General features: G+C 44.7%; 12 protein-coding genes. 10 read left to right on the forward strand and 2 right to left on the reverse strand.

The features are described from left to right. The first annotated feature begins 16 nt into the window (after positions 1-16). The 10 genes from xylF (at position 17) to AABM38_RS01830 (ending at position 12,806) form a co-directional block, all read left to right on the forward strand. Positions 17-1,102 carry a D-xylose ABC transporter substrate-binding protein gene (gene xylF / locus AABM38_RS01785; RefSeq protein ID WP_423408845.1) on the forward strand — a complete coding sequence of 362 codons (1,086 nt, stop codon included), beginning with the start codon at positions 17-19 and terminating at the stop codon, positions 1,100-1,102. Beyond that, positions 1,099-1,272 (forward strand): hypothetical protein, encoded by a 174-nt coding sequence (locus AABM38_RS01790; protein WP_423408846.1) that lies wholly within the window; start codon positions 1,099-1,101, stop codon positions 1,270-1,272. Before xylF ends, AABM38_RS01790 begins: the two co-directional genes overlap by 4 nt. 133 nt (positions 1,273-1,405) lie before the next feature. Continuing rightward, positions 1,406-2,953, forward strand: coding sequence for an L-glutamate gamma-semialdehyde dehydrogenase (gene pruA, locus AABM38_RS01795; protein ID WP_423408847.1), 1,548 nt, complete (start codon positions 1,406-1,408; stop codon positions 2,951-2,953). 880 nt (positions 2,954-3,833) lie between these two features. Further along, the gene (aceA, locus tag AABM38_RS01800; RefSeq protein ID WP_423408848.1) at positions 3,834-5,114 is read left to right on the forward strand and encodes an isocitrate lyase; all 1,281 of its coding nucleotides are present in this window, start codon (positions 3,834-3,836) and stop codon (positions 5,112-5,114) included. A 677-nt stretch (positions 5,115-5,791) separates the two neighbouring features. Continuing rightward, complete coding sequence (locus tag AABM38_RS01805) at positions 5,792-6,238, forward strand: YueI family protein (protein WP_423408849.1); 447 nt, start codon at positions 5,792-5,794, stop codon at positions 6,236-6,238. A gap of 553 nt (positions 6,239-6,791) precedes the next feature. Beyond that, entirely contained in the window at positions 6,792-7,082 is a 291-nt protein-coding gene (gene gatC, locus AABM38_RS01810; protein WP_423408850.1) for an Asp-tRNA(Asn)/Glu-tRNA(Gln) amidotransferase subunit GatC, read from the forward strand. Positions 7,083-7,094: 12 nt separating this feature from the next. Continuing rightward, positions 7,095-8,552 carry an Asp-tRNA(Asn)/Glu-tRNA(Gln) amidotransferase subunit GatA gene (gene gatA, locus AABM38_RS01815; protein WP_423408851.1) on the forward strand — a complete coding sequence of 486 codons (1,458 nt, stop codon included), beginning with the start codon at positions 7,095-7,097 and terminating at the stop codon, positions 8,550-8,552. A gap of 12 nt (positions 8,553-8,564) precedes the next feature. Next, complete coding sequence (gene gatB / locus AABM38_RS01820) at positions 8,565-9,992, forward strand: Asp-tRNA(Asn)/Glu-tRNA(Gln) amidotransferase subunit GatB (protein WP_423408852.1); 1,428 nt, start codon at positions 8,565-8,567, stop codon at positions 9,990-9,992. Positions 9,993-10,379: 387 nt separating this feature from the next. Next, a complete protein-coding gene (locus AABM38_RS01825; protein ID WP_423408853.1) occupies positions 10,380-12,017 on the forward strand; it encodes a PTS transporter subunit IIBC in 1,638 nt (545 codons plus the stop codon). A gap of 3 nt (positions 12,018-12,020) precedes the next feature. Continuing rightward, complete coding sequence (locus AABM38_RS01830; protein WP_423408854.1) at positions 12,021-12,806, forward strand: endonuclease/exonuclease/phosphatase family protein; 786 nt, start codon at positions 12,021-12,023, stop codon at positions 12,804-12,806. Between the two features lie 603 nt (positions 12,807-13,409). On the opposite strand, the gene putP is transcribed toward AABM38_RS01830, so the two are convergent. Both putP and plsY read right to left on the reverse strand, forming a co-directional pair. Beyond that, positions 13,410-14,885 carry a sodium/proline symporter PutP gene (gene putP / locus AABM38_RS01835; protein ID WP_423408855.1) on the reverse strand — a complete coding sequence of 492 codons (1,476 nt, stop codon included), beginning with the start codon at positions 14,883-14,885 and terminating at the stop codon, positions 13,410-13,412. 192 nt (positions 14,886-15,077) lie between these two features. Further along, a complete protein-coding gene (plsY, locus tag AABM38_RS01840) occupies positions 15,078-15,701 on the reverse strand; it encodes a glycerol-3-phosphate 1-O-acyltransferase PlsY (RefSeq protein ID WP_423408856.1) in 624 nt (207 codons plus the stop codon). Positions 15,702-15,743 lie beyond the last annotated feature (42 nt).

Below are 15,743 nucleotides of genomic sequence, written 5' to 3' on the forward strand. Positions count from 1 at the left end.
ATTGGGAGAGAGAAAAATGAGGAAGATCCTTTTATATGTTGTAATAGTCATAGGTTTCCTGTCTCTGATGGCCGCGGTGTCAGCATGTGATGCTGAAAAAGAACAAGCTGTTGTCCCTGAAAAGCCGTCATCAGCCGGCGGCGAAAAATCTGTTGTTGATAAAAAGGTCAAAGTCGGCTTTACAATGGATACTCTGGTCGAGGAACGCTGGCTGCGGGACAGGGAGATGTTCAGGGATGCCGTAAGGGCGCTGGGGGCTGAAGTGGAAATATTAGCAGCAAACGGTGATGACGTACTGCAAATTGCCCATGCAGAATCCTTGATCAGCCAGGGCGTGGACGTGCTTGTTGTTGTTCCTCACAATGCAGAAGCGACCGCGACCATCGTTAAAAAGGCACATATGGCGGGAATCAAGGTCATGGCCTACGACCGGCTCGTTAAAAATGCGGATATTGATATGTATGTGTCCTTTGACAATGAGAAGGTCGGGGAGCTGCAGGCAGAGGCAATTACAAAGTTAGTGCCTAAAGGGAAATATGTCTATATCGGCGGCGCCATCACCGACAATAATGCCCATCTATTCAAGAAGGGTGTCTTCAACGTGCTTCAGCCATACATCGACAGAGGGGATATAACCGTCGTATTCGATCAGTGGACGAAGGACTGGACACCGGCCAATGCCAAGGAAAACATGAAGGCGGCGCTTAAGGCGAACAACAATCAAGTTGATGCAGTCATCGCTGCCAACGACGCGACCGCAGGCGGAGTCATCGAGGCGCTTGCTGAACAGGGCCTGGCGGGGAAAGTCCCTGTATCTGGACAGGACGCTGAACTTGCGGGAACCCAACGGATTGTTGAGGGCACACAGACCATGACTGTCTACAAACCACTCAAGGCTTTGACGCAAAAAGCGGCTGAAATCGCAGTGCAGATGGCAAAAGGCGAGGCTGTCGAGATCAACAGGAAAGTAAACAATGGCAAAATAGAAGTGCCATCCGTGCTGCTGCTGCCGATCGCTGTTGATAAAACAAATATAGAAGAGACGATTATTGCGGATGGTTTTCATTCAAGGGATGAGGTATTTAGGAATCTCGGTAAATGATGTTTGGGGATGATTTTTTAGATGATGAAAAAGGGCTCGGACTCTACCTGGTATTTGAAAGTGAAAATATCGGTGGATGTTCTGTGGCTCTTTTTTTTTTACAGAGCGATAGAAAGAGGCTGGCACTAATTTCAGACCACTGCTTTCATGCTAAACCTGTAGCACAATAACAATATTGCAATAATAAAAATAAAGAAAATTCTCAATCCATTACTTACTAATGCGTGGGCATTGAACACTATGAGACTCTCATGATAGAATATGAAAGGATGTAAACGTTTTAATACATAGGAGGGGATAGGAATGGTTCAGCCTTATAAACACGAGCCTTTCACGAATTTTAAAGTTGAGGAAAACCGTCAGGATTACTTAACAGGATTAAAGACAGTAGAAGGCTATCTTGGCCAGGATTACGACTTGGTGATTGGCGGAGAGCGTATCTCAACTGAAGACAAGATTGTCTCTTACAACCCATCCAATACAGAAGAAGTAATTGGACGAGTTTCAAAAGCAAACCGCGACTTAGCTGAAAAGGCTATGCAGGCTGCTGTTGAAGCGTTCAAAACTTGGAAAAAAGTGAAGCCTGAAACACGTGCAGACGTACTTTTCAAAGCTGCAGCGATCATTCGCCGCCGCAAGCATGAGTTCTCAGCACTTTTAACAAAAGAAGCGGGTAAGCCATGGAACGAGGCAGATGCTGATACAGCTGAAGCAATTGATTTCCTTGAGTACTATGCTCGCCAAATGATTAAAATCAAAGACGGCATGCCAGTAAACAGCCGTCCAAATGAATATAACCGTTATGATTACATTCCTCTAGGAGTGGGAATCATCATTTCTCCATGGAACTTCCCATTGGCGATCATGGCTGGGACAACTGTAGCAGCAATCGTTACTGGTAACACAGTTCTATTGAAGCCAGCTTCTACAACTCCTGTAGTTGCAGCTAAGTTTGTTGAGGTTATGGAAGAAGCAGGCCTTCCTGCGGGCGTTCTTAACTTCGTACCAGGAAGCGGCGCTGAAGTGGGCGACTACCTTGTTGACCACAAAGATACTCGCTTCGTAAGCTTCACAGGTTCACGTGACGTGGGTCTTCGCATTTACGAGCGCGCTTCAAAATTGAACGAAGGCCAAATCTGGCTTAAGCGCGTAATCGCTGAAATGGGCGGAAAAGACACAATGGTTGTCGACAAAGATGCTGATCTTGAATTAGCTGCTCAAGCGATCACTGCTTCAGCTTTCGGCTTCTCAGGACAGAAGTGTTCTGCATGTTCACGTGCTGTTATCGTTGAAGATGTATACGACCAGGTTCTTAACCGTGTTGTTGAACTTACTAACGAGCTTAAGCTTGACGATCCAACAGATCAAAGCACATTCATGGGTCCTGTAAACGACCAGGGCGCATTCGACAAGATCATGAGCTACATCGAAATCGGCAAGGAAGAAGGCCGTTTGATGACTGGCGGCGAAGGAGACAGCTCAAAAGGCTACTTCATCAAGCCAACAATCTTTGCTGACCTTGATCCTAACGCTAGACTTATGCAGGAAGAAATCTTCGGACCAGTTGTTGCTTTCGCAAAAGCGAAGGATTTCGATCACGCGCTTGAAATCGCGAACAACACAGAATACGGCTTAACTGGAGCAGTTATCACGCGTAACCGTGAAAACATCCAGAAGGCTCGTGAAGACTTCCATGTCGGTAACCTTTACTTCAACCGCGGCTGCACAGGCGCAATCGTAGGTTACCAGCCATTCGGCGGCTTCAACATGTCAGGAACAGATTCAAAAGCTGGCGGACCAGACTATCTGCTTCTTCACATGCAAGCTAAGACAACTTCAGAGATGTACTAATACAGATTTGGAAATCCCCTTCTCCTTTGCGAGAGGGGGATTTTTTTGTCATGGGAAGGGTTATGGAGACAACTCGTGGGTGGAAAACGGGGTGCGAGTTGTTATGGAGAAGTTTCTGATAACAACTCAGGAGTGGCAACCAGGGTAGGAGTTGTCATGGGTAGGGTTATTGAAACATTGCATTGAGTAAATGATGGCTTACTATGTTGCAATAAGGGTGATTGGAACAAACCAAGCGGAGAAAATGAGGTGTCCATTGTTCCAATAAGGGTGATTGGAACAACCCAAGCGGAGAAAATGAGGTGTCCATTGTTCCAATAAGGGTGATTGGAACAACCCAAGCGGAGAAAATGAGGTGTCCATTGTTCCAATAAGGGTGATTGGAACAACCCAAGCGGAGAAAATGAGTGTCCATTGTTCCAATAAGGGTGATTGGAACAACCCAAGCGGAGAAAATGAGGTGTCCTATGTTCCAATAAGGGTGATTGGAACATCCCAAGCGGAGAAAATGAGGTGTCCGATGTTCCAATAAGGGTGATTGGAACATCCCAAGCGGAGAAAATGAGGTGCCTGATGTTCCAATGCCTATAATCCGAACACTCATTAGAGTGAAATAAGTCCACGAATAATTGAAATTTCCTATGTTTTATAGGGCGTTTTCACTATTTATAATTTTTTTTCAGAAAAATTCAGTAAATTAATTGCATTTTGAAAAGTCTGTTATATAATACATATTAGAGTTATTGATTCTGTACTATAACAAACTATTATTATAGTACATATCAATACAATTTCAAAAATAGAAGTGAGCATCAATAAGCGAAGTATTGACACCGAAGATTTTTAAAACAAAAAAACCATTCATTAGGAGGAACGGAAAATGACTCAAAATCGTGTTAAGCAATTGCAGGAAAGCTGGGAATTGGATAGCCGTTGGAATGGAGTAGAAAGAACGTATAGCGCTGAAGAGGTTATCAAGCTTCGCGGATCGGTTGATATTGAATATACGCTTGCTCGCCGTGGGGCTGAAAAGTTATGGAAGCTTGTGAATGAAGAGGGTTTTGTTAATGCTCTGGGTGCGTTGACTGGAAACCAGGCAGTGCAGCAGGTAAAAGCAGGCTTGAAGGCCATTTACCTGAGCGGCTGGCAGGTTGCGGCGGACGCGAACCTTTCCGGAAATATGTATCCAGACCAGAGCTTGTATCCAGCCAACAGTGTTCCTGCCGTTGTGAAGCGAATCAACCAGGCGCTGCAAAGAGCGGATCAGATCACTCACTCTGAAGGCGATAACTCGATCGACTGGTTCGCGCCGATCGTGGCTGACGCGGAGGCTGGCTTTGGCGGGCAGCTGAACGTGTTCGAGCTGATGAAGGGAATGATTGAAGCGGGTGCGGCAGGCGTTCACTTTGAAGACCAGCTTTCCTCTGAAAAGAAGTGCGGACACTTAGGTGGAAAGGTACTTCTGCCAACGCAAACGGCGGTTCGCAACCTGATTGCGGCGCGCCTCGCAGCTGACGTCATGGGAACACCGACGCTCATTGTTGCACGTACTGACGCCAATGCTGCAGATCTGATTACAAGCGATGTTGATCCATATGATGCACCATTCATCACTGGTGAAAGAACACCGGAAGGATTTTTTCGTACAAATGCTGGCCTTGACCAGGCAATTGCCCGCGGACTTGCATACGCACCTTATGCAGACCTCGTGTGGTGTGAAACTTCTGAGCCGGACCTTGAGGAAGCTCGCCGCTTTGCGGAAGCGATTCATGCGAAGTATCCAGGGAAGCTGCTGGCGTACAATTGCTCGCCTTCATTCAACTGGAAAAAGAAGCTGGACGATGAAACGATCGCGAAGTTCCAAGTTGAGCTTGGCAAGATGGGCTACAAGTTTCAGTTCGTCACACTTGCAGGCTTCCACGCCTTGAACCACGGCATGTTCGAACTGGCTCGCGGCTACAAAGATCGCGGCATGGCTGCTTACTCCGAATTACAGCAGGCGGAATTTGCCAGCGAACAGCACGGATATACAGCAACAAGGCACCAGCGTGAAGTTGGAACAGGCTACTTCGACCAGGTTTCAATGGTCATTTCAGGAGGAACTTCTTCCACTACTGCATTAAAAGGCTCAACTGAGGAAGCGCAATTTACTGTTTCTTGATGACTCGCTTTGGTTGCAATTTCTATGCTGGCGGTAAAATTTGATTCAGCACCAGCCTTGATTAGAAGGTGGCTGCTCAAAACGAAATTAGCATCTGTTCTCGATGAATGCTGGTAATATTGAATCAGTGTATCGCTCGATTCCAGCTAACCGTATCGGTCTGGCAATGACAATTAAATGCAATCAAATCAATGTTTAACGAGGTATGATCCTCGCACGATCTGGTTGGCGTATCGCTGGCCGATATACGGATTTACTCTTACGACTTGTTTGAGTGTATCGCTGACCGATATACAGGATTTGCTCTTGCGACATGTTTGTGCGTATCGCTGACCGACACACAGGGTGATCTCCACTCAATCTATGCACATTCAATACTCCTATTTGCTGCCTTCTCTTCAATCAGAAGAGGAGGTTTTTTGTTTGAAAGTATATTGCTCTAAATGACAGCATAATGCCATTACATCAAATGATTAACAGGGCACGACCTGATTGGCGTATCGCTGGCCGATATGGGGATTTACTCTATTCCACATGATCGCATTCAATACTAATTGGTTTGCCTTCGCTTCAAGTCGTCATAGAGGTTTTTTTTGCCTGAAATAGGTTAACCTTAAACTAGCACAGTCTTGTAGGCAGAATCATACATAGTAGTAATGAATGCTGGAGGTGATTGGATGAGCAACAGCAAATTGGACGAATATTTGCAGCAGGGGATGTATGGGGCGAAACAGACGAAGCCTGATGAGAGAAGGAGATTCCTGACAACCCTTCGTGAGCGGGTCGTGATTGCGCTGACCCAGGCACAGGTGTTGAAAAAAGGGGTCGAACCTGAGGTCACGAAGCTCATGGATGAAAACGTGCAGGCGCACCTTTTCTTAAATGGTCATATAACATATTCGTATTTATCCAAATACATCAAGGAAGCAGAAAAAAGAAACATCGAATTCACGATCGTTACAAACAAAGACTATGATTCTGAGTTGGGTCTTGTCCTGGCACATGATCATGCCATAGATAAAGAGGATATTTATCTTTCGAAAAAGCCGGTGGTGACTCCTGTGCAGATGGATGAGAAAAAAGGGTTCTTTTCTGGGCTGGGAAAGTGGTTTAGGAAAGGGTAAGGAGCTGCCTGTTAGAGGCAGCTCTTTTTATCTGACCTTTAAGTGCTTATCTAATAAAAGAACAAACTTTTTCTGTGCGCGTTCATCTCGGATCATTTTTTTAACACGAAGAGTGCTCTGCAAATATCCTCTAACATGCCAGTTTACAAAGAATAGACGGTGGTACCTTTCGTCTTCATATAAAGCCTTAAACCATGTGTGCTCGTTTAACAATCTAATGTTCTGGTCTATTTTCCGAGTATTTAATGTTGGGTTATTGCCAGCACTCTCAAATAGATCGCCAATAAATTCGAAGATAAAAGTAAGGATAGCAATCTCTCCTAACCTAAAGTTTTGTTAAAGAATGTTTTCTTTAAGTATAACAGGTATTATTTCTCTGAAAAAATGTTCTCTTTCCTGCGATCCGCTTCCAGTCATGTTAAAATAGTACAGATGGCAAGGCTTGTATTGCTTTAACGTGTGAAACTTTGCTATGATCAATATTATTGTTTTTTCAGAAAAAGGGTTGAATGCCCTTCTGATGGACGTTTCACTTACTTATGGAGGTGCTTTTATGTCAAGGATTTCTGAGGATCAGGTGAAGCATGTGGCGCACCTGGCAAGATTGGCGATTACCGAGGAAGAAGCCAATACTTTTACAAAACAGCTGGACAAGATTATTTCGTTCGCTGAGCAACTGAATGAGCTGGATACAACAAATGTCGAGCCAACTGCACATGTGCTTGAAATAAAGAATGTTATGCGTGAGGACAAATCAAATCCTGGTTTGCACCGCGAGGAAGTTTTGAAGAATGCGCCTGAGCACCAGGATGGGCAGATCAAAGTACCTGGAATTATGGAGTAAGGAGGATTGGCGATGAGTTTATTTGAACATAAGATTTCGGAGCTTCATGAGCTTTTACATAAAAGAGACCTCAGCGTTTCCGACCTGGTTGACCAATCGTTCAAAACAATTGGCGAGGTCGAAGGCAAGGTCCAGGCTTTTTTAACATTAGATGAAGAAAACGCCAGAGCTGCAGCGAAAGCGTTGGATGATAAGGCGATACAAAGCTCGCCGGCAAACAAACTGTACGGCATGCCGATTGGGATTAAGGACAATATTGTCACGAAGGGGCTGCGTACGACATGTGCGAGCAAAATTCTTGAAAACTTTGATCCTATTTATGATGCGACTGTAATAAAGAAGCTGAAGCAGGCTGAGACGGTCACGATCGGGAAACTGAACATGGATGAGTTTGCAATGGGGTCTTCCAATGAAAACTCAGGTTTCCAGAAGACATTCAATCCGTGGAACCTTGAAACAGTGCCTGGCGGGTCTTCAGGCGGATCTGCAGCATCTGTTGCGGCAGGTGAAGTATTGTTCTCGCTTGGTTCTGACACAGGCGGATCCATTCGCCAGCCAGCTTCTTTTTGCGGCGTTGTCGGCATGAAGCCTACATACGGACTTGTATCAAGATTTGGTCTTGTAGCATTCGCGTCGTCGCTTGATCAAATCGGTCCAATCACGCGCAATGTTGAAGACAATGCCTTTTTGCTAAAAGCAATTGCAGGCCACGATGAGATGGATTCGACTTCCGCAAAGGTGGACATCCCTGACTATCTTGGTTCTTTGACAGGTGATGTAAAAGGCATGCGTATCGCTGTGCCGAAGGAATATATCGGTGAGGGCGTAAGTGAAGAGGTCCGTAAATCAGTGCTTGATGCATTGGCGGTCCTTGAAAAGCAAGGGGCGACATGGGAAGAGGTTTCACTGCCGCATTCCAAGTATGCTTTGGCTACCTATTATCTATTATCTTCTTCGGAAGCGTCTGCTAACCTGGCGCGCTTTGATGGTGTTCGCTACGGTTACCGCACACCAAACGCGGAAAATCTGATTGAAATGTACAAAAAGACGCGTGCTGAAGGCTTTGGTGACGAAGTGAAGCGTCGTATCATGCTGGGTACCTTCGCACTTAGCTCAGGTTATTATGATGCTTATTATAAAAAAGCACAAAAGGTCCGCACGCTGATCAAGCAGGACTTTGAAAATGTATTTGAAAAATACGATGTAATCGTTGGGCCAACGACACCAACACCAGCATTTAAAATTGGCGAAAACATCGCGGATCCATTGACGATGTACGCGAATGATATTTTAACGATCCCTGTAAACCTAGCAGGCGTGCCAGCCATCTCCGTTCCATGCGGATTTGATAAAGGGCTGCCATTAGGCCTCCAAATCATCGGCCGTCACTTTGATGAAAGCACTGTATACAAGGTTGCGCATGCATTTGAGCAGGCAACGGAATTCCATAAACAAAGACCACAGTTGTAAGGGGTGAAAACAATGAAGTTTGAAACGGTAATTGGCCTTGAGGTCCATGTAGAATTAAAAACAGATTCGAAAATCTTTTCGGCGAGTCCGAACCATTTCGGTGCTGAGCCAAATACAAATACAACCGTGATCGATTTGGGATACCCAGGTGTCCTTCCGGTCGTGAACAAAAAAGCGGTCGAGTACGCGATGAAAGCAGCGATGGCTTTGAACTGTGAAGTTGCTGAGCATACGAAATTCGACCGGAAGAACTATTTTTACCCGGATAACCCGAAAGCTTACCAGATTTCCCAGTTCGATAAGCCGATTGGGGAAAATGGCTGGATTGAAATCGAGGTTAACGGCTACAAGAAGAAAATCGGCATCACTCGTATCCATATGGAAGAGGATGCTGGCAAGCTGACGCACGGCAACGGATACTCCTTAGTCGATTACAACCGCCAGGGAACACCGCTAGTTGAGATCGTATCGGAACCCGATATAAGCACACCGGATGAGGCTTATGCTTATCTGGAAAAATTGAAATCAATTATCCAGTATACGGGCGTATCGGACTGCAAGATGGAAGAGGGCTCCCTCCGCTGTGATGCGAACATCTCCATCAGGCCGGTTGGACAGAAGGAGCTTGGCACAAAGACTGAGCTTAAGAACTTGAACTCTTTTAACTTCGTCCGAAGAGGGCTTGAACATGAAGAGAAGCGCCAGGAAGAGGAAATCCTAGCTGGCCGTGAAATCCAGCAGGAGACTCGCCGCTTCGATGAAGCAACAAATACAACGATTCTCATGCGTGTAAAAGAAGGTTCAGATGATTATCGTTACTTCCCAGAGCCGGATCTGCCGGATCTTTATATCGATGAAGAGTGGATGGCAAGGGTACGTGCAGAAATCCCTGAGCTCCCAGACCAGCGTAAAAAGCGATATGTCGAGGATATGGGATTGCCTGCATATGACGCAGAAGTTTTAACAGTGACAAAAGAAATGGCTGATTTCTTTGAAGCTTCTGTCGCAGCACAGGCTGATCCAAAGCAGGCATCCAACTGGCTGATGGGAGAGTTCTCGGCGTACTTGAAGGCTGAATCAAAGGAACTTCATGAAACGGCACTGACACCAGAGGCGCTTGCCGGCATGATCAAGCTGATCGAAAATGGCACGATTTCCACAAAAATCGCGAAGCAAGTGTTCAAGGAATTGGTCGAAAACGGCGGTAACGCTGAGCAAATCGTCAAGGAAAAAGGACTTGTCCAGATTTCTGACGAAGGTGCGCTGCTGAAGATTATTTCCGAGATCCTTGATGCCAACCCGCAATCCGTGGAAGATTTTAAAGGCGGTAAGGACAAGGCAAAAGGCTTCCTGGTCGGACAGATCATGAAAGCCACAAAAGGCCAGGCGAACCCGCCGCTTGTTAATAAATTGCTTGTCGAAGAATTGAATAAGCGATAAAGGTTGCAGCAAAGGCTGGCGGTAGTGTCCGTCAGCCTTTTTGTTGTGTCTGATGAAGGTTATGTCGAAATGTATTTTCGACATGATATTTCCCGGGAAAGTTAAAATGTTGAATTTTCAGTCATTTACAGATTCGACATTTTCCTAATCACCAGCATATACTTCTATCTTTCGATAAAATTTATCATCTGCTGAGAGCTGAGGAAGATAGATATATTTGTTAATCTTAAAATTATCCGCAAACGTTTGCATAAAATCTGAAAGCGTGTTATTTTAATATAACAATAAAAATAAATTAATAATTTGATAGATAAGGCTGTTCGGAAATCTGCTGGGAAATTGCTTATGGATTTAAATGAAAGCCTATACATCAAGGGAGGAAACACTGTGAAGAAGTTTTTATCTTTCGATTTTTGGCAGAAGTTCGGTAAGGCACTTCTGGTTGTAGTAGCAGTTATGCCTGCTGCCGGGATCATGATTTCACTTGGTAAATTGGTCGGAATGACAGCTTCAGATATCGTTTTTCTGCAAACGATTGCACGAATTTTAGAAGACATTGGCTGGGCTATTATTACGAACCTACATATCCTATTTGCGGTAGCAATCGGGGGCTCATGGGCTAAGGAGCGTGCTGGAGGTGCATTCGCAGCACTTATCGCTTTTATCCTGATTAACCGGATTACCGGTGCGATCTTTGGAGTAAGCGGTGATATGCTTACGAATCCGGAGGCGACGGTAACGTCTCTCTTTGGACAAGAGTTAGTTGTAAAAGATTATTTTACTTCCATCCTTGGTGCGCCTGCATTGAACATGGGCGTGTTTGTGGGAATCATCGCAGGTTTCCTTGGGGCGAACCTGTTCAATAAGTACTATAACTATGATAAATTGCCAAACTCACTTTCTTTCTTTAACGGGAAACGTTTTGTGCCATTCGTTGTAATCGGCGGTTCAGTTGTCGTGGCGCTGATCCTGTCACTTGTATGGCCGTTCATCCAGGGTCTTTTGAATGACTTTGGGCAATGGATCGCAACATCACGCAATACAGCGCCGATCATCGCGCCATTTATTTTCGGTGCATTGGAACGTTTGCTATTGCCATTCGGACTTCATCACATGCTGACGGTTCCAATCAATTATACGGAACTGGGCGGAACGTACAAAATTATGACTGGTTCAAACGCTGGTTCAATTGTAGCCGGACAGGATCCACTATGGCTTGCCTGGATTGCTGACTTGAACAACTTCCATGCTGCTGGTGACACAGCTAGCTACAAGCAATTGCTGAATGATGTAACACCTGCTCGTTTTAAAGTCGGACAGATGATTCTTTCAACTTCGGCATTGATCGGTATTGCGCTTGCGATGTACCGCAACGTCGATCCAGATAAGCGTACAAAGTATAAATCCATGTTCTTATCTGCTGGTTTAGCGGTATTTTTAACAGGGGTAACAGAGCCGATTGAATTCATGTTCATGTTTGCGGCACCAGTATTATATGTGGTCTATGCCGTTATGACAGGGTTTGCGTTCGCGATTGTTGACATCATTCACATCCGTGTACACTCTTTCGGTTTTATCGAATTGATGACGAGAACACCGATGATTATCAAAGCTGGATTATGGTTAGACCTTGTTAACTTTGCAATCGCATGTTTAGTATTCTTTGGCTTAAACTATGGGGTAGCGAACTTCATGATCAAGAAATTCAACTTCCCGACTCCTGGCCGCAACGGCAACTATATCGAGGAAGAAACTTCATCTGCTTCAACTGCTTCAGTGAAGAAGGATTCACTTGCTCCAGTGTTGATCGAATTATTAGGCGGACAAGAAAATATTGAAGATGTGGATGCATGTATGACGCGTTTGCGTGTGACGGTAAAAGATCCTTCGGCAGTCGCTGGCGAGCAAGTGTGGAAGAGCAATGGTGCACTTGGACTGATCGTAAAGGATAGAGGAGTCCAAGCAATTTACGGACCAAAAGCTGACGTCTTGAAGTCAGACATCCAAGACCTTTTGGGGGCTTAATAGATGAAATTACTGACGCTGAATTGCCACTCTTGGCAGGAAGACAACCAGCTTGAAAAAATAAAGATACTGGCAGAGACGATTGCAGAGAATGACTATGGTGTCATTGCTTTGCAGGAGGTCAGTCAGCGGAGGGATTCTCCAATTGCCTTCGGAGCTGTCAGGGAAGATAATTTTGCGCTTGTGCTTGTCGAGGAGCTGCGCAAACTCGGTGCAGTGGATTATCGCTTTACCTGGGATTTTGCTCATCTTGGTTATGAGGTCTATGAAGAGGGCCTTGCGATTTTGACGAAGCATAAGATTGAAGAAGAGTACTCCTTTTTCATCTCTCGTGGCCAAGACCAGAGCTACTGGAAGACGAGAAAGATTGTCGGTGCAAAAATTAATGTTGATGGACAGCCCGTTTCCTTCTATTCATGCCATCTCGGATGGTGGCATGATGAAGAGGAGCCATACAAGTTTCAGGCCGATTCACTTCTGGAACAGGTGAAAAATGATGGTGTATTCTTTTTGATGGGCGATTTCAATAACGCCGCCTCTGTTCGCGGAGAAGGGTATGATTACTTATTGGACCAGGGTTTGTATGATACCTTTGAACTTGCGGTTGAGAAGGATTCCGGAGTGACGATTGCTGGAAACATCGCTGGTTGGGAAGAGAACAAGCAGGACTTGCGGATTGACCTGATTTTGACTGGCCAGCTGGTGGAGCCGCAGTACTCCAGGGTGATTTTTAATGGTAAAAATAAACCTGTTGTGTCGGATCATTATGGGGTGGAAGTGGCAATTTAAGCTGGTAGTAAAACTGGGGATTTTCGAGGGATTTTTCCAGTTTGCCAAATCAAGTGGTGATATCGCCAGATTAATTGTATTTTCGCCAGATTTTTTAGTGAATTCGCCAGATTCCTACCTGTTTCGCCGGATTCTTAGCACACGATAAAGAAACACTTGATCCAATCCAAAAAAGACCCAGTCCATGGGCCTTTTTTGCGTATTAAAAGCCTAATGCGTTTCCATCTGTAAACAATTTAATTAATTCTTCTTTAGTGCTATACAAAAACACTAATTCCTTGTCGTTGAAAACCAAGTACACAGGCACTGTTTGGATAAACATTTCGGGGTATTCTTTCATCAGGACTTCAGGATCCTCTTAAATATGGAATGCATCTAATTATTGCGTAAATTTATCTGGAATGTCATACTTTTCTGAATCTCCACGTGGAACAATCGCCAAAACGGATAGTTTATTCTTATCTTTAGACAGGAAGTCATAGAAATCGGGGGGTGACTTTGATTTGTAGTTTTACATAAGAGGTAGTGAAAGCTTTGGAGATGTAGAAATTCTGTTGTTAAAAAAAATAGTGCCCTCCCAAATAGGAAAGGCACTGCGGAATTTTAGGAATTCAAGTTTTTAACGCTTAAGTCAAATTCCCTCTCGATTTCAGGGTTTGGTCTGTAAGTAACTAAGCTGATTACCACTGAAACAATCAGGTTAATGATAAAACCAGGAACGATTTCGTACATGACATCGCTCAGTCCTAATTTACTCCAAACGATGACGGTTAGAGTACCTGCCACCATACCCCAGATGGCGCCCCAATTGGTCATCTTTCTCCAGAATAAGCTCAGCAGGATCACTGGTCCGAATGCGGCACCAAAGCCTGCCCATGCATATGCAACCAGGCCGAGGATTGTATCATTCTGCACCCATGCGAGTAATGCTGCGATGATGGCAACAGCAAGAACTGCCATACGGCCGAAGAATACATATTGCTTATCTGTTCCGTCTTTTTTCAACAGCACCTTGTATAAGTCTTCCGTCAATGCGCTCGATGTAACAATCAGCTGGGAGGAGATGGTGCTCATGATTGCCGCCAATACAGCAGCCAGCATGAATCCGGCAAACAATGGATGGAAGAAAATCTGTCCAAGTTCAATGAATACAGCTTCAGGGTTTTCAAGCTTGAAATCTGGATTCTGGGCGAAAAATGCAAGTCCAATCAACGCTGTGAAGATTGTTCCAAGCAAGGAGAAAATCATCCAGCCCATGCCGATTCTTCTGGCACTCTTTGTTTCTTTTACAGTAGTAATTGCCATAAAGCGAACGATGATATGCGGCTGTCCGAAGTAGCCAAGTCCCCATGCGGCAGCGGAGATGATGCCGAGGAATGTCGTGCCTTTGAACAAATCGAGCAAGGCAGGGTCGATTGAACGGATCGTATCAAAGGTTTCTGCTGGGCCCCCTGTCTTGCCGAATCCTATGATAGGAACGAGCAGAAGTGCGAACAGCATCATCAAGCCCTGGATGAAATCTGTGTAACTAACTGCCAGGAACCCGCCGAATAATGTGTAGGCCACAACAACAGCTGATACTAGCAGTAATCCAGTATGGTAATCGAGGTCAAATGAACTTTGGAAGAATACAGCTCCGGCTACCATTCCGGATGAAACGTAGAATGTGAAGAATAGTAAAATAACAATACCAGAAACAATTCGTAATAGCTTTGTGTCGTCTTTAAAGCGATTTTCAAGGTAACCAGGAATCGTGATGGAGTCATTGGCTACCTGTGTGTAAGAACGCAGGCGAGGCGCCACTAAAAGCCAATTTAGATAGGCTCCGACTGTTAAACCAATCGCAATCCACGCACTTGCTAAACCGCTTACATAAATTCCGCCAGGCAGTCCCATCAACAGCCAGCCGCTCATATCAGCAGCGCCAGCGCTTAACGCGGTTACCGCGGGTCCAAGAGATCTTCCGCCAAGCATATAGTCTGTCAGATTGCTAGTCTTTCTGTAGGAATACCAGCCGATGTACAACATCGCGGCCATGTAAATCCCAATCGAGATTAGCTGAAAAGCTTCATTCGACATAATCTTTCCCCCTTTGTTATAGTGAAAAATTATTAATAAAATATTGCTAATACAAATAATATTCTATCATTTTAACTAACTGAATAACAGAGCCTTTTTTCATAAAAAATATTATTCAATCAATAGTAATTTGCTTTATTAATATACTTCTAGAATAAAGAAAAACCATAGCTTAAAAGCTATGGCGATGAATCAAGATTTGAATGAACCCTTTGGAGGAACGCGATCTTTTTTCGCATTACGGTCATTGATTTTCGGTTCCGTTCCCATCATGAAGCTGCGTATGTTTGAACGATGGAGGAAAAATAATAATAAAATAAACGCGATAAACAGACGCGGTTCCAAACTTTCCTGTACGAAGAGGGAATATAGCAGCATGGCAAACCCGACAGAAATGGAACCCATGAATACATACTTTGTAATCAAGATGACGGAAAAGAATGTCAGATAGACAGCGATAAACATCCCGATATCAAACACGAGCAGAGCACCTGCCGTCGTTGCAATCGCCTTACCTCCACGGAATCCGGCAAAAATCGGGAAGCAATGGCCGATGACAGCGATCATGCCAGCGTAAAGCGGATTAATCGGCACATCAAAAAGCAATGGAAGCGAAGCGGCAAACATGCCTTTTGCCACATCTACCAACAGCACGATGACGGCTGCCTTTTTGCCCATCACCCTTAAAGTGTTGGTCGCACCGGGGTTTTTGCTGCCGTGGTCTCTGATATCTACATTGAAAAAAAACTTGCCAACCAATAAGGCGGTTGGGATCGATCCGATCAAATAAGCAGCCAGAAGAATCAGCCAAATCATAAAAAGTCACCCTTTTAGTGTCGTTAAAAAATCATATTCTAA

This window comes from Heyndrickxia sp. MSNUG, from assembly GCF_049532715.1.
In the GTDB taxonomy this organism is placed as follows: domain Bacteria; phylum Bacillota; class Bacilli; order Bacillales; family Cytobacillaceae; genus Mesobacillus.